General features: G+C 58.2%; 24 protein-coding genes. 1 reads left to right on the top strand and 23 read right to left on the bottom strand.

The annotated features are described in order from the left end of the window. Positions 1–195: 195 nt before the first annotated feature. The gene (locus I6I94_RS08290) at positions 196–1,434 is read right to left on the bottom strand and encodes an alpha-hydroxy acid oxidase (RefSeq protein WP_037237529.1); all 1,239 of its coding nucleotides are present in this window, start codon (positions 1,432–1,434) and stop codon (positions 196–198) included. A 370-nt stretch (positions 1,435–1,804) separates the two neighbouring features. Here I6I94_RS08290 and I6I94_RS08285 point away from each other — a divergent pair, with 370 nt between their 5' ends. Beyond that, positions 1,805–2,560, top strand: coding sequence for a TetR/AcrR family transcriptional regulator (locus tag I6I94_RS08285; protein ID WP_023134282.1), 756 nt, complete (start codon positions 1,805–1,807; stop codon positions 2,558–2,560). A 132-nt stretch (positions 2,561–2,692) separates the two neighbouring features. Here I6I94_RS08285 and I6I94_RS08280 read toward each other — a convergent pair whose 3' ends face one another. The 22 genes from I6I94_RS08280 to I6I94_RS08175 form a co-directional block, all read right to left on the bottom strand. After that, positions 2,693–3,487: an L-threonylcarbamoyladenylate synthase gene (locus tag I6I94_RS08280; protein WP_023134283.1), complete on the bottom strand. Its 795-nt coding sequence runs from the start codon at positions 3,485–3,487 to the stop codon at positions 2,693–2,695. A 170-nt stretch (positions 3,488–3,657) separates the two neighbouring features. Next, positions 3,658–5,826 (bottom strand): cytochrome c oxidase assembly protein, encoded by a 2,169-nt coding sequence (locus I6I94_RS08275; protein ID WP_094757469.1) that lies wholly within the window; start codon positions 5,824–5,826, stop codon positions 3,658–3,660. Between the two features lie 63 nt (positions 5,827–5,889). Then, entirely contained in the window at positions 5,890–7,245 is a 1,356-nt protein-coding gene (locus tag I6I94_RS08270; RefSeq protein ID WP_197702311.1) for a Dyp-type peroxidase, read from the bottom strand. Between the two features lie 338 nt (positions 7,246–7,583). Beyond that, a complete protein-coding gene (locus tag I6I94_RS08265) occupies positions 7,584–8,435 on the bottom strand; it encodes a copper chaperone PCu(A)C (RefSeq protein ID WP_201620601.1) in 852 nt (283 codons plus the stop codon). A 99-nt stretch (positions 8,436–8,534) separates the two neighbouring features. Beyond that, entirely contained in the window at positions 8,535–9,116 is a 582-nt protein-coding gene (locus I6I94_RS08260) for a copper resistance CopC family protein (RefSeq protein ID WP_201620600.1), read from the bottom strand. 75 nt (positions 9,117–9,191) lie between these two features. Next, positions 9,192–10,001, bottom strand: coding sequence for a hypothetical protein (locus tag I6I94_RS08255; protein WP_201620599.1), 810 nt, complete (start codon positions 9,999–10,001; stop codon positions 9,192–9,194). A gap of 742 nt (positions 10,002–10,743) precedes the next feature. After that, complete coding sequence (locus tag I6I94_RS08250) at positions 10,744–11,409, bottom strand: hypothetical protein (protein WP_128088143.1); 666 nt, start codon at positions 11,407–11,409, stop codon at positions 10,744–10,746. A 250-nt stretch (positions 11,410–11,659) separates the two neighbouring features. Next, positions 11,660–12,223: a hypothetical protein gene (locus I6I94_RS08245; RefSeq protein ID WP_128088144.1), complete on the bottom strand. Its 564-nt coding sequence runs from the start codon at positions 12,221–12,223 to the stop codon at positions 11,660–11,662. A gap of 146 nt (positions 12,224–12,369) precedes the next feature. Next, entirely contained in the window at positions 12,370–13,074 is a 705-nt protein-coding gene (locus I6I94_RS08240; protein ID WP_128088145.1) for a hypothetical protein, read from the bottom strand. 439 nt (positions 13,075–13,513) lie between these two features. Next, complete coding sequence (locus I6I94_RS08235) at positions 13,514–14,185, bottom strand: hypothetical protein (RefSeq protein WP_201620598.1); 672 nt, start codon at positions 14,183–14,185, stop codon at positions 13,514–13,516. Positions 14,186–14,344: 159 nt separating this feature from the next. After that, positions 14,345–15,034, bottom strand: coding sequence for a hypothetical protein (locus tag I6I94_RS08230; RefSeq protein WP_128088148.1), 690 nt, complete (start codon positions 15,032–15,034; stop codon positions 14,345–14,347). A 311-nt stretch (positions 15,035–15,345) separates the two neighbouring features. Continuing rightward, on the bottom strand, positions 15,346–15,954 hold the full coding sequence (locus tag I6I94_RS08225) for a hypothetical protein (protein ID WP_006889123.1): 609 nt from the start codon (positions 15,952–15,954) through the stop codon (positions 15,346–15,348). Positions 15,955–16,435: 481 nt separating this feature from the next. Continuing rightward, on the bottom strand, positions 16,436–16,975 hold the full coding sequence (locus tag I6I94_RS08220; protein WP_128088149.1) for a hypothetical protein: 540 nt from the start codon (positions 16,973–16,975) through the stop codon (positions 16,436–16,438). Positions 16,976–17,356: 381 nt separating this feature from the next. Next, the gene (locus I6I94_RS08215) at positions 17,357–17,926 is read right to left on the bottom strand and encodes a hypothetical protein (RefSeq protein ID WP_128088150.1); all 570 of its coding nucleotides are present in this window, start codon (positions 17,924–17,926) and stop codon (positions 17,357–17,359) included. Positions 17,927–18,051: 125 nt separating this feature from the next. After that, a complete protein-coding gene (locus I6I94_RS08210; RefSeq protein ID WP_128088151.1) occupies positions 18,052–18,831 on the bottom strand; it encodes a hypothetical protein in 780 nt (259 codons plus the stop codon). Between the two features lie 122 nt (positions 18,832–18,953). Further along, on the bottom strand, positions 18,954–19,748 hold the full coding sequence (locus I6I94_RS08205; RefSeq protein ID WP_201620597.1) for a hypothetical protein: 795 nt from the start codon (positions 19,746–19,748) through the stop codon (positions 18,954–18,956). A gap of 500 nt (positions 19,749–20,248) precedes the next feature. Beyond that, on the bottom strand, positions 20,249–20,563 hold the full coding sequence (locus I6I94_RS08200; protein WP_006889128.1) for an HU family DNA-binding protein: 315 nt from the start codon (positions 20,561–20,563) through the stop codon (positions 20,249–20,251). A gap of 92 nt (positions 20,564–20,655) precedes the next feature. Next, positions 20,656–20,961 carry a 30S ribosomal protein S14 gene (gene rpsN, locus I6I94_RS08195; protein ID WP_006889130.1) on the bottom strand — a complete coding sequence of 102 codons (306 nt, stop codon included), beginning with the start codon at positions 20,959–20,961 and terminating at the stop codon, positions 20,656–20,658. A gap of 3 nt (positions 20,962–20,964) precedes the next feature. After that, positions 20,965–21,138 (bottom strand): 50S ribosomal protein L33, encoded by a 174-nt coding sequence (rpmG, locus tag I6I94_RS08190; protein WP_006889131.1) that lies wholly within the window; start codon positions 21,136–21,138, stop codon positions 20,965–20,967. Between the two features lie 4 nt (positions 21,139–21,142). Beyond that, the gene (gene rpmB / locus I6I94_RS08185) at positions 21,143–21,379 is read right to left on the bottom strand and encodes a 50S ribosomal protein L28 (RefSeq protein ID WP_006889129.1); all 237 of its coding nucleotides are present in this window, start codon (positions 21,377–21,379) and stop codon (positions 21,143–21,145) included. Positions 21,380–21,958: 579 nt separating this feature from the next. Next, on the bottom strand, positions 21,959–22,825 hold the full coding sequence (locus I6I94_RS08180; protein ID WP_023134305.1) for an SGNH/GDSL hydrolase family protein: 867 nt from the start codon (positions 22,823–22,825) through the stop codon (positions 21,959–21,961). Positions 22,826–23,086: 261 nt separating this feature from the next. Next, positions 23,087–25,243: an acyltransferase family protein gene (locus I6I94_RS08175; RefSeq protein ID WP_201620596.1), complete on the bottom strand. Its 2,157-nt coding sequence runs from the start codon at positions 25,241–25,243 to the stop codon at positions 23,087–23,089. Positions 25,244–25,317 lie beyond the last annotated feature (74 nt).

The following is a 25,317-nucleotide window of genomic DNA, read 5'->3' as shown; positions in this document are numbered from 1 at the left end:
GCCGAGTGAACATGGAAAAATAATTACCTCATTATGACAAAGAGTACGTAGCCCTGCATCATATATTCATCTACAGGAAGCAACCTACATGCTAAAAAGGCTCTCGGTGTGAACAAGGAGGAGTTTCTAACGCTTTGTTCACACCGAGAGCTTTTATCCTCCCCTAGCGAAAGGGAGGTTATGTAGGTTTAGAGCTTACGCCTTCGGAATCGGCTGCAGGCGGCGCAGCTGGGTTACGTGTTTGGGCTCCAGCTCAGCCACGTTCTGCACCTGCAGCAGCTTCATGGTGCGGCGCACCTCTTCGGAGAGAATTTCGATGGTGCGGTCCACGCCGCGGCGGCCACCTGCCATCAGCCCGTACAGGTAGGCGCGCCCAATCAGGGTGAACTTCGCACCCAGTGCCAGGCAGGCCACCACGTCGGCGCCGTTCATAATCCCGGTATCAACCATCACCTCGGTGTCCATACCGACTTCACGCACTACTTCTGGGAGCAGGTGGAACGGTACAGGTGCGCGGTCCAGCTGGCGTCCGCCGTGGTTCGACAGCAGAATACCGTCCACACCCAAATCGGCAAGTTTCTTGGAGTCCTCAACATTCTGCACGCCCTTAATGACGATCTTGCCGGGCCAGATGCTGCGGATTTCTTTCAGGTCCTCATAGTTAATGGAGGGGTCCATCGCCGCGTTCAGCAGCTCGCCCACGGTACCGCCGGTTGAGGAGAGCGAGGCGAATTCCAGCTTGGGGGTGGTCAGGAAGTCGTACCACCACCAGGGGCGCGGGATAGCGTTCGCTACGGTTTTGAGCGACAGCTGCGGCGGGATGGAGAAACCGTTGCGCTTATCGCGCAGGCGTGCACCGGCCACCGGGGTGTCCACGGTAAAGAAGAGCGTGTCGAACCCGGCCTTGGCGGCGCGTTCAACCAGTCCGTAGGAGATTTCACGCTCACGCATCACGTACAGCTGGAACCAGAGGCGCCCGTCGGGGTTTACCTTGCGCACATCCTCAATGCTGGTGGTGCCTAGGGTTGAGAGGCAGAACGGGATGCCTGCCGCACCGGCGGCTCCAGATCCCGCGATCTCGCCTTCGGTTTGCATCAGGCGGGTGAAGCCGGTGGGGGCAATACCGAACGGCATGGCGGAGGTGCCGCCCAGTACCTCGGTGGTGGTGTCTACGGTCGAAACATCAGTGAGCACGCCGGGGTGAAACTCGATGTCTTCGAATGCCTGGCGAGCACGGTTCATGGAGAATTCGCCTTCGGCGGCTCCGTCGGTGTAGTCGAAGGCAGCGGCGGGGGTGCGGCGCTTAGCGATTTTGCGCAGGTCGTAGATGGTCAGCGCTTTTTCCAGGCGGTTTCCGGTGAAGTCCAGGCTAGGCTTTTTGAACTGCATGAATTCCATGAGTTCGCTCGGTTTGGGAAACTGACGCTGTACCATTGATGCGCCTTCTTTCTGCGGTGTCACCGCGTCATTGCTGTACCTTCGTGTCGGCGAGGGGCGGGGGTGGGCCACCTCTCATATGCGGTTAGACCACACACCCTTAAAAGTAAGCTTAAGCTAACGTAAAGTCAATTATTAGGGTAGGCTGTACTTATTAAAATCTGTGTGGTGATGCGGTATTCCGCAGGCACAAACCCACACCGGGAGCGCACATCCCCGCACAGCATGTTCTCCGCACGGGAAGCCCCGCAAAGGTATTCCACAAGCCAGAACACACCGATGACTGATAAAACTCTGCCCAGTAGCGTAGTATCGAAAGTAGACGGTGAAAAACAAACAACCACACAGCGCACACAAGGACTTCACCATGGATCAGACCCAATCACGACGCGGACGCCCGCCCCGCATCACCCATGACCAGATAGCGCAGGCAGTCATTGACGTTGGTTTCCCAAACCTCACCTTCGCGGCGGTACGCGAAAAACTGGGGGTGGGTGAAAGCACCCTCTACCGGTACGCCCCCGACCGCGACGAGCTTGTACGAATGGGCCTGAACTACGCGTTCTCCCAAGTTGAAATGCCCCCGCTTGAAGGGCACTGGCGGGACATCCTCCATTCCCAGGCGGTGCACCTGTGGCGCAGTTTTGAGAAATACCCCGGCTCCGCCACCGAAGCCGCACGCGGGGTGGTTCCCGCCGTGGCAATGTACTTCCTGGAAGAGCTATGCGCCGCCCTAATTCGCCGCGGGTTCACCCCCGAAAACGCTGTTATTGCCTGCGACACCCTGTTCGATATGGTGATCGACAACAGGCGCGGAGTCGAGCATATTGATGCCCTCATCCCCGATGGCGGCCCGGGGCGGGAGAACATCCTGGAGCAGGTGGGGCAAGACCAGCCCGCACCGCACCAGCAGGATCAGGACCAGGATACTGACCCCTACCGAGAGCAGGCCCAACAGGCAATACTGGATGTTTTTACGCGTGACCCGTATGACTGGCTCATCTGCAAGATCACCATCATCCTTGACGGTATCGCGCAATCACTCGCGCCGCAGCAGCCCCCGGATGCCTCCGCCCTCCCCGATGACTCACCGGCAGAACACTCCGACGATACCCCCACATAAAAGCTCCCACCCCAACCAGCTACAGGCCGGTTGGGGCGGAAGACTATGTTGGTTTCTAGACCCTGCACACTGTACGTTCACGCACGGAGGCTAAAGGCACAGGTTCGGCGGTTTCCCCGCCGGATAAGCGTCCTAGTAGTACATGCCGTGGCGGTAGTCCCAGCTGGGGAACGAGTCGGAGAGGTGACGCATAATTGCCTCATAATCCAGGCCCTTACGGATCAGCACCGGTGCGGGGGTTACCCCACGCTCGCCGTGCTGTTCGGGGACAATCTTGCCCTCATCATCAACCATGGACACCATCACGCCCTGCTCGTGGCGGGTCTCCTCAGACTTATCGGGCTGGATGGACTTCACGTACTCGTCGGAGCGGATAATCAAATCCACGCTGCTTTCAATGCGTTCACCAATGCCGCTGGCACGGCCCTTATTGCCAATACCGGAGGGGTTTGCTGAGCTTGCGAAGGTCAGGCGCCCGCCTTCCCACAGCTTACGCACGATCTGCTCACCGGGCACACCAAAACGGATCACGAAGCAGCTGGTCGCGCGGGTGTCTCGGGCCAGTTCCTTGGTGGTCTCATCCGGCAGGTACTTCTCGGCGTCCTCACGCCACGGCAGGATGCACCCCAGCAGGATGTCCTCGTCCCAGTGTTTCTGGTAGAAGTCGCGGATTTCCGGGGTCAGCTGGGCGAGAGCCTCAAGCTGCTCCATGGAACCGCACAGCACAACGCCAGGCTTCTGGCGCTTGCGCTGTTTCGCGTCAAACTTACGTTCTAGTCCTTCGCCGTCGGTTGCCATGAGAATGTAACCGACCTTTGTGGGGGATACAATAAGGCCGCCTTTACCAGAGAGAATAGATACGGCCTGCGGGGATGCTTCCCCGGTCCATTCTTCGAAGGTGGGGGCTGATGCTGCGTTGTTAGTCATGGGGTTTATTATATTCCGCAGGCTTTTGTTGGCGCGACGGTCAGGGCAGACATCCACATAATGAGAAGAGCCTCCGGAAGAAGCCACCGCCAGCACGTCACGCTCACGGGACGAAAAACCCGCCAAGGGGGCATCATTATAGAACCCGGGCGGGGCTTTCTGGCACACGGTTATAGGCCGCGGCGCGTGTCCTCCTCGTGCAGACGCTCAAACATTTCGTTGTAGGCATTCAGTTCGGCGTCCCCGTCACGGTCGGCCTGCCGGTCAATGCGTGCAGCGAGTTTTTTGTCGGCCTTTGCCCACTGGAAGCCCACCGCAACCGCCACGATCATGGTCGGGATTTCGCCGATACCCCACATGAGCGCACCGCCCATCTTCTGGTCGTCCAGCGCCGACAGGCCCCAGGTGCGCCCCAAGTTACCGAACCAGGAGGCGGCCAGCAGGGCCTTCGAGTTCATGATCGAAATACCCACGAAGGCGTGGTACCCCAGGGTTGCGATCAGCATAATCAGACGCATAGGGTACTGAGGGCGGTGTGGAATCGGGTCAATACCAATAAGCACCAGCATGAAGATATAGCCCGTGAGCGTAAAGTGAATCATCATGAATTCGTGCCCGATATGGTACCGCAGCATCACCCCGAAAAGTGGCGTGAAATAAACAACAACGATTGAGCCAGCAAAATTGACGGCGGCAAAAATGGGGTGCGTAACAACTTTCGACCATCCCGAATGCACAATGCGCACAATCCACTCGCGCGGGCCTCGCGTGCCGTCCTGGCGCGGCTCCAGCGCCTTAAGCAGCAGCGTCACGGGCGCACCTAATACCAGCAGAATCGGTACGACCATCGTGAGCACCATATGCTCAAACATGTGCACCGAAAACAGCACGCGCGAATACACGGCGGGCGGGCCGGAGGTGATGTAGTTCAGCACGAGCAGCCCCAACATCCAGGAGACGGCACGCATCACAGGCCAAGAGTCACCCGCATGGCGTACTTTCACGAACGCCCACAGGTATACAATCGCCAGATACCCCAGCGCAGCAACCCAGAACCAGTCCCAACGCCACTCGGTGAACCAGCGCTGAAAATGCGGCTCGGGCGGCATGTCGTACCAGGTGATAATGCGCACCGGCGTGGCATCCGGCGCGAGAGTTTCCGGAACCGGCGGCGGCGTGCGTGAGAGCGAAGCCCCCAGCCCGGAGGCCGCCCCCATAATCACAAGCTCAGCAGCTATGGCGCTCCACAGGGCGCGTGTGCCGCTCATCTTACCGGCGGCGAGCGCGGGAATGAGCCTGAGGCGATGCGCCGCACCAATAGTTCCCAGAATCAGGGTCAGCCCTAGTTTTAGGAGCACAATCTTGCCGTAGTCGGTGCCTAAGTCCCGCCACGACGACATGCGCACCCCCGCGTTCGTAATGCCCGAGAGCAGCACGAGAATGAACCCGATGAGGGCAAGCAGCGAGTAGCGGCGCAGTACCGCATGGGCCATCGGCACGCGACGAGATGCCGCAGTGTGTTCGCCGCGGCGCTCCTCAACGACGGTGCCGGTGCCCGCATCCTTACCCGAAATACCGCGCGAGATAAACGCCAGCGCGATCAGCCCGCCGCACCAGATGCTCACCCCCAGCAGGTGCAGCCCCAGGGAGTTAACGGCGCCCATATGGTCCTGCCCGCCCGAGGAGTGCCCCGAAAGCGCCATATCCGCGATACCAACCAGCGAGATCATGAAGATGAAAAACAGCCCCATGAGTGAGCGCACCCCGAAACAGGCGGTGGCGACCACGGCGGCAACCACGACGGTCATACCTTTTTCTTTGCCCGCATCTAACGTGGTGACGTAGCTGATCAGCTCACTGGCGTACTCGGCACCGGAGCCAATGGGCCGCCCCGAAATATCGGCGTAGGAAAGAATCAGCACAGCCAGCGCCGCTAGAGTCCACAGCACGGCGGAGGCGGCGGCAAGGTTCAGCACATCGGCGAATGGCTTGTACTCTTTCTCAGCGGTATTGTGTGCGGAGCGTGTGCCGTGGCGTGTTCCGGCGGCATCGGCGGCGTAGCGGGGAATAATGCCCATCGCGAAGATTAGCGCGCCCATAGTCGTCGCCATTGCAAAGTTATGCACAACCTCGGTGATGGGCAGCCCCCAACGCACGAGCGCACCGGCATCCGCTAAGTCCGTTGCGGCGTTAGCGGCGGTAATACGCAGTGAAATAATCAGCACCAGCAGCCCCACCCCCGCGTAGGCGGCAATCCAGGGTGCGCTCAGCCCGGGGCGCACGGCGGCGCTCTTGGGGCCTGCCTCGGTTTTCTGCGGTTGTGAAGACATAGTAGCCATAGTTCTTTTTATCTGTGGTGTGTGCGATGGTGCGTGTTAGGTATGCGCGTACATTCTGGGTGGCTAGGTGAAGAGGCTTTCGCCGATATACCCGCCCTCCTCACGTACCCCCGCGGGGATAGCGAAAACCGCCGACCCGATGGGAATCGTCCACGTGTTGAGCATATCGAGTTTTTCGAGCCGTTTCTGAATGGGCACAAATTGTTGCACCGGGTCGGTCTGGTATGCCACGAAAATCAGGCCCGCGTTGGAGATACCGCCGGAGACCTCCCCGTGCCGGGACAGCCCGCCCGCGTTCGCCACGGGTTCGTCGTAGTTATAGGCGCGGCGCAGGATGCGCTCCCACGGTTTTTTATCGAGTTCTTCCCCGCGGGCCCGGCGAATATGCGCGTAGGGGGCGATCATTTCAAACCCCAGGTTGTTGGTTTTGGCGAAGTCGGGGTCGTCGAATTCTTTTGTCCCGGTCAGTGGTGCCCCGTTGGAAAGTTTACGGCCGATCGCGTCCTCACGGGCGGGGGTGTCTACCTCATCCCAGGTGTCCAGGTTCATGTGGATGCGCCGAATCACCACGGAGGTGCCGCCGGGTTCCCACGCCTGCGGGTAACCAGCGCTGGCGCTGCCTTTGCCCCACACGATGTCGTCGAGGCTGGCGCCGCCGCGTCCTGGGGTTGCGGCGGGGTCGGCGGTGGGGTTCACGGTGCCGTCTACCTGCCCGAACAGGTTACGCGGTGTGCCGGTGCCAGCCCCGAAAGCACGCAGGAACCCGTTCTGTACCCACCTAATACGCCCGAAGGAGCGGGTGTCTTTGGTGAGCATCCGCTGGGCGTGGGAGAGTACCGTGAGGTCGTCACAGCACAGCTGCAGCAGCAGGTCGCCGCCGGTGTAGGCGTCCTGCAGCTTGTCGATGGCGGGGAACGCCGGCAGGGGCGCGAGCCAGCCGGGTTTTTTCTCGGGTGCGGCGATATCGAAGATGCGGGAGCCGAACCCAATAGTGACGGTCAGGTTCGCGCTGACCTGGGCAAGTTCAGGTTCTTGGTCGGTGAGCGGGGCGGTTCCTCTCGTCAATGCCGCAGCATCGTTGGTAAGGATACGCAGGAGCCGCTGGATTGCCTCGGCGTGGAGGTTTTCGTTCAGATCAATGGCGATGAACCGGGCGTGCGCTTGGGATTCTGTGGCGATCCCCTGCTGGTGTTCACCGTAGAATCCTGCCGTGGCGTCGGTGAGGGCAATGTCGGCGGGTTTCCGCCCGGGGACCGACATGTCCGAGCGGGGCGGTGACAGCAGCGCGTGGGCGCTGGCCCCGGCAACAGCGCCGACCCCTACCCCGGCGGCGCCGGTAATGACGGTGCGGCGGCGCATCGCGCCTAGGGGCGTTTGCCCCGCAGTATCTGTGGTTTTATGTGGGTTTTCGGGTGGCATGTTTTATCCTGCGCTACTCGTGGTGGTTGTAAGGTGGTGTGCGCATTCTGGATGCTACGGTGGTAGCATCCTGCTGCACCGGTTACGGGCTTTCCTACAGTAGGTACGATAGGGCCGGTTACCGCCCGATCCGGTGCGGCTTAAGTCCATTTATTTTACCAAACAGTTTTTCGGTTCTGAGTGGTTTACCGTTGTTTTTTCTGGGTTTCGCGGCGGGGCCGGTGCCTTGCGGTGCAGGGCTCAAAAGTCCTGCACCGCAAGGCACCGTGTGATGACCTGACGCCATCGGTTTACCCGCCTCCCATAGAGCGATTTACGGTATTAGCGCGGTGCTGCGGCTACTTGCACTCGGGCAGCGGCGATTCGGAGGCCCCTGCCGCACCGTGCGAATGCTCGTGGGATCCTTCGCCGTGGTCATGGTCAGCGTGTTCACCGGCTGAGGCCGACCCGGAGGCTGAGGACCCGCCGTGCTCATGGTCATGTCCCTCATGCGAGTGGTCGTGCCCATCGTGGCTGTGTGAGTGGTCGTGCCCGCCGTGTTCATGGTCATGTCCCTCATGCGAGTGGTCATGCCCGCTTGCCGAGGCATCGGCGGTGGCTGACGCTGAACCTTCACCCTTGTACTCTTCCTTCGCGCCCTGGTAGTCGCGGGCCACCGGCTTAAATTCAAGGGAAGCGCCGTCTTCGGTCTTGACCGTCACAGTGGTCGCCCCGCCTGCGGCGAGCGAGCAGCCCATATCCATGAGCATAATGTGGTCACCACCGGGCTTGAGTTCCAGGGTGGCACCGGGCTCAATGGTGAACTCGTGCACCTGCTCCATCTTTGTGCCGCCATCTGAGCCTTTGGTGGTGGTGTGCAGCTGCACGGTGTCGGTGGCGGTCGAGGAGGCGCTGGTGATCTTCACCGGTTTGTCCCCGCTATTGGTGATTTTGCCGAACACGCCGGTCATGCTGCCCTTGCTGGCTTTCACCCAGGCCCCCTCAATTTTTAGGGTGCCTGACGAGGCGCTGGCCCCCTGCCCGCCTGCCGCACTAGCCCCCGCTGAGGCTGATGAGCTTGCCGAGGAGGATGCCGATGCGGAACCGGATGAGCCGGTGCTGGTGGAGCCACCCCCGCAGGCGGAGAGCAGCAGCACCCCAGCTGCGGCGGTGCAGGTAAAGGTTACGAGCTTCTGATGATTCTTGAACATGGTTGGTTTTCTCTTTCTGGGCGGTACCGCCCGGTGTGTGCTGTGCGCAGCTGCGGTCGAGGGACGACCCCAGCTATTGCGCATACTTAGTGAGTGCGGCTACTTAGTAGTTCCTGAGCCGTCGTTGCGTTTGCGGATGAGCATCACCACAATCGCCCCGACCAGCAGGATCAGCAGCCCGCCGCCGCCCCACAGCCAGGGGGCAAGTCCTTCTTTATGTTCCGTGTCCGGCCCGTTCTGCGCCTCACTGCTCTGTTCGGCGGAGGCGCTGCTTACAGGTGCCGAGGCGGTTTTACCGGCCCCCACAGTAAACCTGTAGGTACCCTGAATGGGGTGCCCGTCGGATGAGACCACGCGCCAGGTGACGGTGTACGTTTCATCCGCTGCGGGGTCTTTGAGGTTGAGGGTCTGGGTGACGGTGTTGCCGCTGACTTTAGCGTCGCCTTTCCCTTCAACAAGGGAATTGCCAGCCGAGTCGGTCACGCGCACCCGGTTGCCGCCCTCAACGTTCATGAGGTTAGCGCTGTAGGTGAGCGTGATTTCGGTGGGTGCCTTGCTGAGGGTCGCATCGGCGGCGGGGGTACTGCTGACGAGCTCGTCGTGCGCATAAGCGGGCGCGGCGGTGAGCGTCAGCAGCGTTGCCGTGAGCGCGGCAAGTAGGGTACGCAAAATAGTGCGCATAGTGTTTCCTTGTCTGAGTCACGGGTTGCGGTAACCCGGGTGCGGGTGCGTGCACCATCTGGCACGCTGGCTTTCTCAGACGAAGGCGGGCGGGCCGCGCTCAATACGGCAGTATTTGAGGGTGGCAACCCGCCCGGTGGCGGGTGTGTTCGGAATATACAGTAGGATGCGCCGCCCCAGCAGCGGCAGCACGGCTGGCGGGGTGAAAAGAGCCACCCCCAGGGCACGCACTTTCATGGCGAGCAGGCGTATTAAGCGAGCGAGGGTGCGCTCAGCGCTGTAGAGCACCCCCAGGCTGGCGATAGCTGCCACTAGGTGCACCCCGAACATGGGTATATGTGCGTGTTCGGCCGCTGCGTGGGTGAGGGTGTGGGTGCCGCCTACCCCGCCGCCCGATGGGGCATAGTCATAGGGCGTGTTTCCTGGTAAAACATGGTTGCCCAGCGTATGGGTATGTGCCCCGTGCGCGGCGGTGCTGGCGTGGGCTGCTGCGATGTGCTCCCCCGCTAGGGAGGGCGCGTGGGAGAGGTTAAAGAGTGTGTGCAGTAGTGCTTGTACGGCAACGGCGCCTAGGGCGGTTCCTGCGGTGAGGGCTTGGGGGATGCGGTTGCGCATCCGGCTCATAACCAGCAGCAGCACCAGGCTCATGAGCGCCCCAAGCGCGGTGCACAGGATGAGAATCATAAGGTGCGGCGCGCTGGCCCCGGCAAGGGTGTGTCCGGCTGCGCCGAGGAGCACGGCGGTACCTGAGATAGCCCAGGCACGCCCCATTAGGGCGGTGCGGGTGGGGATGCACAGCGTATGCGCATCCGTTTCAGTGCATGCACAGGGGGTGTTGCAAGGGGTGAAGGCGCGCCGAGCGTAAGCGTTAGCTGCGTCGCGCATATATGCCTCCTCGCTGCTGGTACACCGTGTGTGCGGTTTTCGTGTACAGCACCCATTCTACCGGTAATACCGTAGGGCGCCGCATCCTCCGTTGGATGCGGCGCCTGTTGGGCTACCCCCGAGGCACGGAACGTTACTTGTGGCCCCTGAACGGCAGCTTCCTGTGCCGAGGTGGTTGAGCCGTACGGCGCGCCTTATTTCCGCACTGACGCGCCGCCGCTCTTTCCGCACAGGTTTATGAGCTGGCGGCCTTATCGGGTCAGTTGTTCGCCTGCCGCATACGGTGGTGTAGGCGGCTTCTTTCCCGAAGGGATTGTGTGAAGGCGTGACCGTCAGCTCAGCAGCGTGGAGGGGGTTCTAGCGGAGGTGGTCATGAGGGTTTTCCTCTGTGGTGGTTGGTATACGGTTTGGGGTGTACTGCCGCAGTTCGTGCACCCGCATTATTGCAGGCTTGCGGTAGTGATAGGTTCCACTATATAAGGGGTGGCTATGTTTGACCTGTGTTTATACTGTGATACCCACCTGTGAACAGCGAGAGCACCGAAGCAGTGGGGCTTGGCGAGGCGGCTCCCACCTCAGCTGTAGTGGGATACTGCCGCAGCGGGGATACCGTGGCGCCCCTGCCGCAGGTAGTGTGCCTCTGTCTGCTATTAGGATCGCTGCCACAGGTCACACGCCGCTCCCCCGCTTGTTTTTGAGGCCAACGTTCGGGTAGCAGCTGTTATCCGCTCAATGGAGGGAACTATTTGGAGGTCTGTGTGGGTTCTGCTGGCGCTTTGGGGGTGACGTTCTGCCCGCTGGGCACAGCAGGAACCTGCGGTGTTGCGGGTTTTTCAGTGGTGGGAGACCCGTTTTTAACAACGGTGTATTCCCCGTCTACGCTCACTTCTGCGGTGTCACCGTTGGCGTAACGGGTTTCCCATGAGCCGTCTGCCTTGACCGTGGTGGTGTCACCGTTGGGGTTGGTGCGGGTCCAAGACCCTGCGGTACCCACAGTGACGGTTGCCCCGCCGTTTTCGGTGTTCTTCCAGGCTGGGCTGCTTGCGGAGGTTGCAGGTTTCTGCCCGCTGCCAGCCGTCTGGGTGCCGCCGCCTGCACTGGTTTCGGCGGTACTGGGGCTGGTGCTGGTCTTAGGTTTTTCGTGGGGGTTCGCCTGGGTGGATGCCCCTGCCGTGCCCGGGTTTGTTTCTGCGCCTGCACTGCCAGTGGTTTTGCCTGCTGCGGCTCCTTTGCTGCCGCTGGCGGTGGGCTTCGGTGTGGTGCTTGCGCTGCTGGTTTCACCGGGGGTTGCGGATGCACTGTCTTCGGAGATGGTGTTGGTGGTGCCGCAGGCGCTAAGAGTGAGCAGCCCCGCGATGCTAAGAGCGGTCAGTACAGATATTTTTGAATTTTTGAAGACGGTATTCATCTTGTCCTTTTCATGCAACGGGGCTCATATATCGGTGTGGTGCTATTAGCTTAGCAGGGTGACCTCAGTAAACGCCGGAAAATTACAGCTTATTTTTGAGAATGCGCGGCTGTTTTCCTCATGCATGGCGCTCATCCCGGGGCGCATGAGTACATTTAGTTTCCGCCGCATTGCACATTGCGAATTCTGAGGTTCACCGGGAAAAGAGGTAACGATAGCAGCCTGTTGTCTTACAGAAGGTGCGGTGCCGCTATTTTTCTACAGGTATGGCTGGGTTAATAGGGGTTTTGGGTGTTGCCGCCCCGGGTGCGCTGGCGGGCGTGGGTGTACCTGGTTTTGCGGGGAGCACGGGGGTGCCGCCGCCTCCGGGGTTGTCGTAGGTTCCGTCGGTTTTAACACGCATACTGCCTTTATTAATACCGCCGATCCAGGTCCAGGATCTGTCACGGTTAACGTCAATAACTCCACCTTCGGGGGATCCGGTCCACCGCCATGAGCCGTCGGCGTTTACGGTAATAGTACCTATATCACTACCGGTTGCGGCCCATGACCCGTCGGGGTTAACGTGCAGCTGAGTTCCGTCAGGGTTGGTAACAAACCAAGAACCGTCTGTTTGCACGACTGCGGTGTCGGTATTGAAGGTCAGGGTGTGCACACCGCCGGGGTTTTCGGCGGGCTCGGTGTCAGCTGCCACAGATGAGGCAGTACCGGTGGGTGCGCCCGCACCGCTGGTGGTGCACCCGGTTAGAGCGAGGGCCAGCACACCGGTGAGAACCGTAACGAGGAGAACCGGTACGTTTTGAGCAGCCGTCATTGGCAAACCTTTCCGCATATCAGTCGCACACCCCTTATAGCATGTGGTGGATAAAGGTAGCCCCGGGCTGGTGCTGAAACTGTACCGGTCCGGGACTCTAGATCGCCCTGTGCACGGGCGCTAGGTGAAGGATGCTCCCCTAAGAATTAGCTGTTAACTTTCTTGGGCTGCACAGGGGTCTTTGGAGTAGTAGCGTCTTTTGACGGCTTGATAGCGCTCATGTCTGGGCTTTTAGGTATCGTAACCTTAGCCTTACCGTCCTCTGAGGTTCCAGTATTACCCGCGGCATCAGTGTATACCCAAGTTCCATCGGTCTTCGTGGTAAACGTGGCGCCGTCATCACCTTTACGAACCCACGAACCATCAGCAGCAACGGTAATAGTTCCTTGGCCCTCTTTTTTCATAACCCAGGACCCATCCGCAGCAACAGACAGTTCGATACCCTCCTCGGAGAACTTTCCAACCCAAGAACCATCAGGGCTCACTTTTACGTCTTCCAGACCCTTAGCTTCAGAACCCGAACCTGAACCACTCTTTGCTGAAGCTGAAGAGTCAGCTGCACCGCTGCTGGAGTCTGAACCACTGGAGCTATCAGCGGTTGATTCGGTGCTGTCACTGTCTGCAGACGCACTGGAATCAGCTGCCCCGGAGGAACTTGCGCTGCTGCTCGAGCTTGCGCTGCTTGACGCGGAGGACGATGCGGAAGCACTGGAACTCGCGCTTGAAGATGCGGAGGAGCTTGCGCTGCTGCTGCTCGAGTTGTTGGAGGCAGACCCTCCACCGCATGCGCTCAGTGCGAGCACACCAGCGAAGGCGAGGGAAAGTAGGGCCGGTGCTTTTTTGTATTTCATCGAGAGACCTTTCGGTAGTGTATATCGGTGTGTGTCCCCACCCCAGACGCTTATCCCAACATATGTTGAGCCAGCATAAAGGTAGGGTGCGTCACTAGCGGCTACTTTCACTGGTGCGGAACAGGTTTCACCCCTAGCAGGCCGTTAAAGCACTGGTATTTAGTCTACCTGAAAAGAACCGCTGACAACGTGGGACACATTACACTTTCTAGAAGCACTATCCTGACACTCTCACGACGAGAAAATACAGACTGCTTACGTCGCTGTATTTTTACGAAATCTCAACATTGCCATACCTCTTCCCAGTCACCAGTCAGGCATCCTGAGGATGAAACATTACACTTACCTCAGTCATTCTCCGATTATTATTCAGAGTGGTCGGTGCCACCTCCACGCGGTAACCGATGGGGCTTTCTATTCATGTGCAGTTAGCAGCAGGTTACTTACTTGGAGAGATGGGGGTTCGTGGGTCTTTGACGTCAGTGTTCGGCTTAGCAGGTACCTGGGGAGCAACTACTGTACCGTCCTTTGGTGAAGGGGTGCCGTCATACTCAACAGCGGTGACTTTGCCGCTGGGGTCTTTCATGGTCCATGACCCGTCATGTTTAACCACAATATGGGTACCGTCTGGCTTATCCATTGTCCAGCTGCCGTCATAATCTACGGCGATTTTAGTGCCATCTTCCTTCACCTGTGTCCATGACCCGTCATAAGAGATATCCAGCTTAGCCTTGGAAGAGCCACTCTTGGCGCTACTAGAGGCAGAAGACTCTCCAGCTTTGCCATTGGCGCTTGCGGAGCTGGACGAAGAATCAGCCTTAACCGTCTCCCCCGAGGACGCTGAGGCAGACACGCTCACATCCCCGCCCTTACCAACATTCACATCCGCCGAATTACCGTTGCCGTCACTACCGGAAATCTTTACATTCCCGTCAGGACCAACCGACACATTCGCACCAGCAGAAGCTGACGCAGACGAAGAAGCCGGTGAAGAGGAAGAAGAATCAGACGACGATCCTGAAGAGTTCACTGAGACACACCCACTCAGCGCGAGAATGCCAGCCACAGCAAGAGACACAAAAACAGGAGCTTTTTGGACGGAAATATTCACAGTATTTTCTCTTTTCTTATTTGACAGCTAATCGGCTCATCAGAGTTGGGGGTAAAAACACCTCAACGGCCACATACGCAACCGCTAAAAGATGCGTTAAGAAGCTCACCCACGCCTTCAGGTTTCAGTACCTTATTAGCGTGGGTGAGATCCTTAAGCCTATTGTTTGGGCTGAACAGGAGTTGTCGGGGTGGCCGCTTTATCGTTCGGTTTAGCAGGCACCTGCGGGACGGTGGGAGTTCCATTATCAGAGTGGAATGCCCCATTCTCGTTAACAGTTGTGGTGTTACCGTCAGCATCGGTCATGGACCACGCGCCACTGGCGTTAACCGTAATGTGAGTGCCGTCGGACTTCTGCAGCGCCCACGCCCCACCCGCGTTAACCGTAATCTGGGTGCCGTCGGGCTTCACTAGCACCCATGCGCCGCTGTCGTTCATCGTCAGTTTGCCTTCTGCCGATTCAGAAGAAGCTGCGGAGTCGGCTTTATCGTCAGCTGATGCGGTGGAGTCCTCTGAGGCTTCATCTGATGCGGTTTCCCCTGAGGACGCCGAGGCAGACACGCTCACATCCCCACCCTTACCAACATTCACATCCGCCGAATTACCCTTGCCGTCACTACCGGAAATCTTCACATTCCCGTCAGGACCAACCGACACATTAGCACCAGCAGAAGCTGACGCAGACGAAGCAGCCGAAGCCGAAGAACTAGCCGACGATGAAGCCGATGAAGAGGACGAAGAATCAGACGACGATCCTGAAGAGTTCACTGAAACACACCCACTCAGCGCGAGCATGCCAGCCACAGCAAGAGACACAAAAACAGGAGCTTTTTTGGAGGTGATATTCATCGGAAGTTCTTTCTTATGTGATTGTTAGTATGCGGTTATGCTATGCCCCAACGATTCGGGGCACCATCAGTCGCCTGTGTGCCTCCATTTGGCCTGTGTAGGCGGGGTTTTCCGCATCAGTTGAGACCTTTTAATTTTACTGTCGTTTTCTATGCCCCTGCTATGAAAAGCTATGTTTTAACTGTGAAAAGCACCCCATAATGTGTGGGGAGCCTCCATATGTACGGCAACTGGGTGCCGTACCCGCAGCGGGTACAGCACCCAGTCTCAGTAAGGTCCGTGTTTTTGAACCGTTGAACGAGCCGGAGTCCCTAACCTAGTTTCTTAGTGGGCTGGACGGGGCTGACAGGGTTGGCGGCCTCAGCATTCGGTTTTGCGGGCACGTCCGGGGTGTCTGGCTTATCTGCTTTACCGTCGTGCTCAACCTGATTGTACGAGCCGTCAGGTTTTACCGTCACACTGTCGCCGTCGTGTTCGGTTTTAGTCCACGAGCCGTCAGGCTGCACCGATACGGTGTCACCGTCACGTTCGGTCTTGGTCCATGAGCCATCTGCTGCGACTGTGATCGTGTCGCCGTCAGCCTCTGTGAGGGTCCAAGCGCCGCCTTCACCCATGGTCACGTTGCCGTTTGCCCCACTGGATGCTGCACCCGAAGCTGCACCAGCCGCGCCACTACTTGCGGCACCGGAGGCACCACCAGAAGCACTAGCAGATGCGCTACCAGTTGCCGCACTGGATGCGGTACCGTCCTGAGTCGCAGCCGCAGAAGAGCTGGCTGCTGATGAAGCGCTTGATGAGCTGGAGCTCGAAGAACTATTGGAAGATGATGCGTTATTAGAACCACCGCAAGCGCTCAGCGCGAGCGCACCGGCGACCGCAATGGTCAGGAATGCGGAAGTTTTCTTGACAGATGCGTTCATTGTCTTGTCCCTTCAAGGGTGGTCGGTTGGCTACCACCGGGTGGATGCACAACCACAGCACATTATAGGATCAGGTGTGTGCGTCCCGTATGGGGAGGGAAATTGATTCTCGGTGCCGGTTCGGGTTCGTGGGGAACTGTCGCCAAATGCGAAGAATCTGCTGAACCTAATGTGATTGTATGTTGTCATCCTGTGGTGATATCCCCAGCTTATCAAGATTTTCTATGTTTTCTCCCAGAAAACCTGTGCTTTAGCTGTGATAGTTAAATCTTAATATTCTGACTTAATCTGATATGAAAGGTGTTTGCTGTGCCGCACCAGCATCGTTACCCCGCTATTACTGTCTGCATCCGCCGGGGGCGATGCGTCCTGTTGGTGAGAACCGGGTGCCGCATCGGCGTTAATGCGGCACCCGGGGATGGGGGGTCAGGTGGGAACGACGCTGTTCCCGTATGTTGTGGGAGATTCCCGCACAAGCGGGCTAGCTGTTGTCTGTTATGGATTTTGTGGGTTGTACGGGAGTGACAGGGGTAACTGCCGAGTTATCGGGTTTTTCGGGAGCTTTTGGAAGTTTCGGGGGCTCGTTGGATACTGCGCCCTCTTTAAGCACGCGGAAAGTGCCGTCGGCATCCACCCTCGCCGCTTCCTTTATCAGTTGTCCTTTTTCCGAGGCGGTGGTATAAGACCACGAACCATCCGCTAGCACATTTGTGCTTTCACCTTTGGGGCCAGTGATGGTCCAGCTTCCGTCCTGGAACACGACGTACTTATTACCGTCAGGCTCATCTTTTGTCCAAGCAATGGTGGTCCTATCTGAGTCTGATGAGCCGCCCGCACCGCCCGAGGCTGAGGTGTTCGGGGCTGCTGCTGAGGCTGAGCTTTGAGCCGGGGTGCTTGTTGCGGCTGAGGAGGTGGCTTCTGAGGAGGAGCTTGTTGCTCCACCACCGCATGCACTGAGAATCAGCGTGCCAGCTAGGGTGGCTGCAACGGGTACGGAACCTTTGTACAGTGAGGTACGCATCAGAACTGTTGTTTCCCTTCGGTCGGTTGCGGATCGCCGCCTCTCTCGGAGGTACCCGCTGTACGGGTTACGGCGTTAGTTCTACCCTATTCACCGCTGCTGTATGGCCGCTCTAAAAAACCGGCTCTCAGCTGTGAAACCCCTAGGGTGCACCCGATAGAACCCTCAACTTTAACTTTATATTTTATGATTGTGTGTCAACGTAAGCGTTCTTGACGCACAAGGCACCCCCTGCAGGATGCCGAGGCTAAAATACCCGCAGCACCACCAGCAGAGGGCGCATACCGTTCACAAATATGATGTTGTACCGTTCGTTGGCGACGTCAATCTCTGGTGAGGCTCACCGCACCCGCTCTCAGGGTGCGTAGGGCACAGGTGCGGCTATTTCACCACTGCTTTAGCCCGCCCTAGAACCACCGGGGAGATGGGCTGTGCCGGGTCTTTGGCCTTCGAGTTATCGGGTTTTGCGGGAGTACCAGGCTTGGCAGGGCCCTTAAAATCGTCTTTCTTCCCGGTACTATCGTACGACCCGTCAGCAGCGACGGATATATTGCCGTTCTCACCGGATAGCTCCCAGGAGCGGTCTTTATTCACAGTGATGGAGCCATCCGGGCCATCAGCCCACGACCAGGAGCCGTCTGATTTCACGTCCAGCACCTTCGTGTTCTGTGAATTGCGCACCTCCCAGGCCCCCGATGAGTGCACCTTAAGAGTCATCCCCTGACCGTTATGTGTCTGCCAAGCACCGCTATCTTCAACTGTGGCGTCTTTGGTGTTAAAACCTAAATCCCGTATGCGTTCAGTTGCCTGAGCTGTCCCGGAGCTGGAGGAGCTTACTTCCGTGCCTTTAATAGTTTCACCGCCGCTGCAGGCGCTCAGTACGAGCGTTCCGGCAAGCACAATGGTGGCGCAGGTAGCGATTTTACGGGTGTTCGTGGAGGTGGTATTCATAGTCGCATCCCTCAGGTAGATGTTTCAATGAGCTTCTTTAACCATAAAGTTATCCAAGCATTCATTTCACCTGTAAAGTGATGCATGCACCTGGGAATATGCTGAATTTTACATATGCACTATTTTTACTTCAGCTGTTTCGGGGTCGCTGGAACAGCAGGGGCCGCTGCCTTTTCGTTCGACGGTTTACCAATAGCAGCGGGTTTTGCCGGAACCTGCGGCTTACCTCCACTGGTCGCGCTATACGAGCCGTCAACCTTCACCTCAGCAATACCGTACGGCCCGCCCGTCCAGGTCCACGAACCATTGCGCTCAACGGTCACCATACCTCCGGATGGGTGGCTCGTCCACGTCCACGAACCGTCGCTGTCCACCGCGAGGATGCCCTTCGTGCCGTTCACAGACCATGAACCATCGTCATCAACTTGCACCGTGGTGCCCTGGGCACTGTGCGCTTCCCAGGCACCATCGTTCTCAATGGTGGTGACTTCCTGAATCGTGCCGAACCCCAGATCGATGGTGCCCGTTTCGTTGTGTTGCGGAGATGCCGTTGATGCTTTGACGCTGGGGGTCGCGCCAGCTGCGGCCGCACTGGCAGCAGCCGGGGAGCTGCTTGGTGTCTGCGCTGCTGATGCTGTCTTTTCAGGCTCTACAGGCTGGGCGTGGCCAGATGGGGTGTGGTCAGATGAGCTGGGGGACATGCCCAATGTAGCACTGGTGCTAGGCGATGCACTGGAGGCAGATTCCGAAGACGCTTTCGCTTTAGAAATTTCAGCCTGCGCCGAAGCCACCGCGTCTGAAGCCTGCCGGGTCTCATTCGAGGTGCCGCCGCAGGCGCTCAATAAGCAGACACCCGCTACGGTACAAGAAAGCAGCACATACAGTTTTCGTGCGGAACTTTTCATCAGGGGCTCTTTCCTCACGTGGTTGGTATGCCGCCCCAGCTAAGCGGCACAATGATTGTACCGGAAAATAGGTACCTCATGCCTTGTGAGTCAGCGCCCCGGCATACTGCAGTGTGCCATTATTAGCGAGGCTGCACCGGTGTTTTCGGTGCGGTCGCGTTCTGGTTCGGCTTCGCGGGGAGCTCAGGAACGTCCGGCCGGTCATGTGAGGGAGCCCCGTCCTCAATCATCACAAACGAGCCGTCAGAGTTGACGGTGACGGTGTCCCCGTCATTCTCACGTTTCGTCCATGAGCCATCAGAATTCACGGTCACCACGTCGCCATCAGGCTCGGTTTTCACCCACGAGCCGTCCGGGTTTACCGAGACAACATCGCCGTCAGATTCGGTAGTGCTCCACCCGCCGCCAGCGGCAACTGCTTGAGTGTTACCCCCCGAGATATTGACAGAAGAACCGCCACCGTTCTGGGAGCCTTGACCCTGTGTCGCTCCGCCCTGTGGCTGCTGTTCACCACCGTGCGGGGCAGCGGCGGAGGGGCTGGATCCGTTCTGGGCCGCAGGTGCAGGTGCAGCGGTACCGCCAGCACGTGCACTTGGTGCTGCGGCGGCCTCAGTATTCCCCCCGTTTCCCCCGTTTGCCGTCTCATGAGCAGTATGCGCTGCTGTGCTCTCATGCACCGGTGCGGCGGCGGGCGCCTCAGAGCGGTGAGGCCCACTACCGTGGGAGCTGGCGGATGCTGAAGCGGACGGGGAAGCAGAAGCTGATTCTGATGCCCGTTTCGCCATCTCGGCCTGTGCTGAGGCCACCGCGTCCGAGGCCTGGCGGGTCTCATGGGATTTTCCGCAGGCGCCCAACACCAAAACACCCGCAAGAGCTAGGGGTACCACCGCATAGTATGTTTTCTGTCGGGGTGTCATAGGGAAAGTCCTTCTCTTGTCCTGCGTGTGAATCGCTGGGGGTTCCCGAAAGACGGAATAAACGCCGTATCTCGTAGCCCAGACGAACCCTGAACTGCGTGCCCCAGCGTACGGGGTGGAGGCTTCTACCGGCGTGGCGCGGGGGCTGCTGGCCGGATAGCTACCATGCACCGCCCCATCATTACCCATATCATAGCAACGTCCACTATGCCCCAGCTAAGAAAACCTGTGTTTTCCCTGAGAAAACCATGAACGCCCGGCGTGTCACACGTTATAAACCCTGTTTTCGGCGGGTGACCCACCCGAAACCGCCTACAATATTCGCCACATGTCTATCCCGCAGCCCCGCACAAAGCTACCCAGCACCTGTGGCTTTCACATCCTTTTATCTGCGGTATAGGCTGGCTCCCTGCTTCGTATGCGGAGGCCGCACACAAACGGAGCCGCCTCCCCACCGGTACGGCGGGGAGGCGGCTCTTCACAGTTTAGAGTCTCAAGAATTACTTCTTCTTGGTGGTCTTGGCGGCCTTCTTCTTGGTGGCGACTGCTGCCTTCAGCTTGGAGCCTGCGGTCAGCTTCACGCCGTGACCAGCGGGAATCTGGATGGTTTCGCCGGTCTGCGGGTTACGGCCGGTACGAGCAGCACGGTCGGTGCGCTCAATTGCCAGCCACCCGGGGATGGTGATCTTCTCGCCCTTGGAGACGGAAGTCTCGAAGACCTGGAACACTGCGTCGAGGACTGCATTAACGGTTGCCTGGCTCTTGCCAGACTTCTCTGCTACCTCTGCAACGAGTTCGGTACGGTTCTTAGCCATTAGGGTGCCCCTTCCTGAGACTTTAGATTTGCGACTAAGTCAAAGCTTTTTCCGGTGAGAAATAACTTTGCCTAGGTACAAAATACCAGAAATTACCAGCTCGACTTAGTAATGCCGGGCAGTTCGCCACGATGAGCCATCTCGCGGAAACGCACACGGGAGATACCAAACTTCTGGAAGGTACCGCGCGGGCGGCCGTCAATCTGGTCACGGTTGCGAACGCGAACGGGGGAAGCGTTACGCGGCAGCTTCTGCAGCGCCACGCGTGCTGCCTCACGCTCTTCGGGAGTAGCGTTCTCGTCGATCAGCGTCTTCTTCAGGGCAAGACGCTTCTCGTTGTAACGAGCCACAATGACCTTGCGCTGCTCATTACGAGCAATCTTTGACTTCTTGGCCATTATTTAGCGCTCCTCTCGGAAATCAACGTGCTTACGTACGACGGGATCGTACTTCTTCAGCACCATACGGTCGGGGTTGTTGCGGCGGTTCTTACGGGTCACGTAGGTGAACCCGGTGCCAGCAGTGGACTTGAGCTTGATAATAGGACGCAGATCCTTAGCCTTCTTAGATGCCATAATGCTAGATCTTCTCCCCGCGTGCGATGATGTCTGCGACCACGGCGTCGATGCCACGAACATCGATCACCTTAATGCCCTTGGCGGACACGTTCAGGGTTACCTTACGGCGAAGCGAAGGAACCCAGTAGGTCTTCTTCTGAACGTTCGGATCGAATCGACGCTTATTGCGGCGATGCGAGTGCGAAATGCTGTGTCCAAAGCCGGGAACAGCTCCGGTCACCTGGCAGACTGCTGCCATGTTTCACTCCTTATGGTTGATTTTTATGACGGGTACGCAGTCGATGTTACTCGTAAGCGTCCCGTCACCAATGTAGAAGCACCGGGTTATTCGCCGGGCTAGAGTGTCCAAGACCGCCACCCGGGTGAGAGTCCGAGCAACAGCCCCCGCCGCGGGAAAAACGGTGAAGCTTAAAATTAGTGTCGAGAGGCGTTTTCACCACTACGAACAGCCTTAAATTCTAGGTAACTCAAGGCACTCTCGCAAGCCTAGACGCCGGTAATCCCCATAAATTTTGCGGATTTCTCGCTAAAACCTTAGGGTGCGCACCCCGTGGGGTACCCCGGAAACCACCCAGCATCAGGCCAGAGAGCCACCAGAATATTCTATCACTGTCCCGTATTGGCGCAAGTCAGAGCCCCTATTCACCCCGGTAGCGGATAGTTTTAGTGGGTGTTAGCGCGCCCCAAAACCTGAGTAAATAACACAGCTGAAATTCGCTGTGTGAGATTAATAGCTTAAAGCACCGATTAAGACATTAAACCGCAAAAGCACAGGCCGCAGCCTTCCACACCAGCGGTGTTCCCTTTGACCCGGAAACTACGCTGCGCTCACCACATGTTTGCCGGCGGGCACACCCACACCGCTGCCAAGTGCACGGGCAGAAGGCTCAAACAACGCTGGACGAAACGCCGCATACTTAGGCTGCAGCCCATCCCCAGAGCTGGTTCCCCGGATCCTACGCCCCACCCACGGCAGGGCGTGCTCCCACACCCAGCGCGCGCTCTGCTCCAGCTCTTCACGGCGGCTCAACTCAACCACTGGCGGCAGCTGCGGCTCCGGCACAGCGCCTTCAAGACCCAATAAAGACAGCACCCGAGCCGCAAACTTCTGGTGCCCATACTCGTTCATATGCAGCTTATCGGGAGCCCACAGCCGCCAATCCACAAAATCACGCATCCGCCAATAATCGACAATGTGCACTCCCCTGTTCTCAGCCACCTCACGGATCAGCTCATTATACAAGGCCGTGCGCGGACGGGTGCGGGCAAACGGGCCTTCCCCCAAAAAGTCCAGACCAGTCATGGTGAACACCTCAATGCCCTCGGCACGCAAAAGAGCAAACGCATCATCCATGCGCTGCACCAACGCATCAATATCCACCTTGGGGCGTATGATGTCATTACCCCCGCCGTAAATACTCACCAGGTTCGGCTTCAGCTCAAGAGCCGGTGCCAGCTGCTCATCCATGATCTGATCCATTAAATACCCGCGGATCGCCAAGTTCGCGTACTGCGCCTGCGCATCCCGGGCACCTATCGCATCAGCCACCCTATCGGCCCAGCCACGCACCTGATTCGGGCGGGACTCATCAATATCGCCGACCCCCTCAGTAAACGAATCGCCCAAGGCCACATAGCGTACCGGCTCACCGTTCAGGCGAGCATTCTCATCAAGGTGAAGCACCGTTCCCCTCCCCTAGCTCACAGTTTTGCCTACACGCCAGTATCCCATAAACGACACCTGCTCCTTCGGGGTTCCTGCCTCCTGCCCGCTCACCCAGCGAAGGCGTTTACCCATCGCGGTTCCTCCCCACAACGAACATGTCGTGCGGGTCATTGGCGACACGGCAGATATAACGCCGTAGCGGGTGATATTGCTGAGGTTTTGCCGAGCGCCTTGAGTTTATTGTCAAACCAGTCGGCGGACTTATTTGAGTTCTCTTCCCTAAAATTTGAGTCTGCCGGTCACCAACCAGCCGCTGCGGGATGCACGCTCATAAATGGCGTGCGCCATGGTGCGAGCGTAGCTTTTTGTCACGTGGTTATCGTCCATGTACACGTAAACATTCCCGATGATCGGCTGGCAGGTTCCTTCAGGGCAGTACAGGTCAGCCAGGTCGATGGTCACCGCGCCTTCGTACCGGTCTAGCACCTCGCGGGAGGGGTTGGTATCAGCAAGCTTCTCATTCACGGGACGAGCACAGGAGCTCATATCCGAACCGGCTTTTTGGGCGCACTCGTACACGTTGAAGTCATAACGCGGGTTATCCCGCAAACCAATCACCTGAATCCCGGCATCGGTAAGTTTTTTGACGGTTTCATCCAGCGCCGGGTCGACCCGTTCCTCATTGGTTTTCGCATCTGCCACAGTTGCGGTTAACACCACCGTCTGGGGTTTGCGTTTGAGGAGTTCCTCGGTCACCTTATGGTTGAATTCGCTGCATTCGTCGGATGCGTTCACGTCTCGGGTCGGGTACAGGCACCCTCCCAGCAGGTAGGCTTGCAGGTTGGTGTGGGTCTGCTCCGCGATCGGTTTGAAGGAGGCAATGGACTGTTCGATATGCGAGTTGCCCACAATAACGGTCAGCGGGGCATCATCCGCACCGTATGTTTGGATATTGCAGTATTTGGAAAGCGACTCGTCCCTGGGTTTAAACACCCCATCGCAAGCCCCGTCCAGGCGCTCATACTGGCTTTTGGGGTCGGTAGAAGGGATGGGGTTGTCGTTTGATGTCACCCGGTTGGTACCAATGGCGCGCGCGCCTGGGTACTCTGAGTGTTCATCGCCAGTACTCTGTTCTGCTTTGGCTACGGCTTTGGTGTTGGATGCGCTCACCCACGCCTGCGCGCCAGCAAGCGGGATCCCTGCGAGCAGGAAGATGGCGACAAGGAAAGCAGCCTGATCTGCCCAGGTGCTCACCACGAACACTTTTTTAAACCGTAGTTTCATCATGAGCCAGGGCACGAACGGGTCTTTACGGTACCGTAGCGGTTTTTCGATGAAACGGGTCAGCAGCCATGCCAACGCCACGGAGACCACAATAATCAGGGTCCCTTCCAGGAAGTCTACCCCGGTTTTACCAACAGCGGCGCTGTAGAGAATGAGGATAGGCCAGTGCACTAAGTACAGAGCGTAGGATATGTTACCCAGGTTCTGCAACGGTTGGGAGACCAGCAGCCGGTCTATGCCCCATTTGCTATTGGTGCGGCCAGCCATAATGACAAGTGCCCCCGAGAGCACCGGCCACAGGGCGAGAAAGCCTGGGAAAGACCGCTGCACCGGTAGCACGGCGCCACAGATAGCAAGCCCGATGATGCCCACCCAGCCCATAATGACGCGTGCTTTCTCTGGGGCCTTCCATTTGAGGGTGAGCATGGCCAACAGGGTTCCGATGGCAAACTCCCAGAGGCGGGTGCGAGTGTCAAAGTACGCGTACCCCTGGTTTGCGTTAGTCTCAATGATGGAGAAGGTTAGGGAAGCCACGAACACGGTGTTGAAAACAAGCACAGCTGTGGTGAGCAGGTTCCAGTTGTGACGGCGCACCAGATAAGCAACAAAAGCGAACAGCAGAGGCCATAGAAGGAATATTTGTCCCTGGATGGAGAGCGACCAGAAGTGCTGGAAGGGGGTCTTCGCGGCCGCATTTTGGGCGTAGTAGTCCACTGAACTATTCGCTAGGTGCCAGTTCTCGTAGTAGAACAGCGAAGATTTGGCGTCCGCCATAATCTCAGGCCAACGGCTGGGCGCGAGAATGAAAAACGCAGCAATGGTCGTACCCGCAATGGTGATAGTAGCGACGGGCAGCAGCCGCTGGAATACGTGCAGCCAATAGTTAATGAGGTTCAGAGGACGACCCTCATTGATTTTACGGAGATAAGACAACGAGAGCAGGAAGGCCGAGATGAAGAGGAACACGTCCACTCCCCCGGAGACCCTGCCGAACCATACGTGGTAGAAGACAACCAGTAGCACTGCGAAGGCTCGCAGCCCCTGAATTTCGGGGCGAAAGCCGCGTGTCTCAATAAAGTTTTCGAGGGGCTTAGGCTCCTGCGGGCGAGCCGGTGCGGTGCGTGCTGACGGTTGGTCTGACATGGTTGCCATTCTATGGTTGATGTGAATGTTTGCGGTTGGTTTGTAGTTTGTATCGGTGTGCCCTGTATGAAAGAAAATCCTGA

Source organism: Rothia aeria, assembly GCF_016726365.1.
Lineage (GTDB): Bacteria > Actinomycetota > Actinomycetes > Actinomycetales > Micrococcaceae > Rothia > Rothia aeria.
Note: the sequence above shows the minus strand (reverse complement) of the source record. Positions and strands in the feature narration are given on the sequence as shown.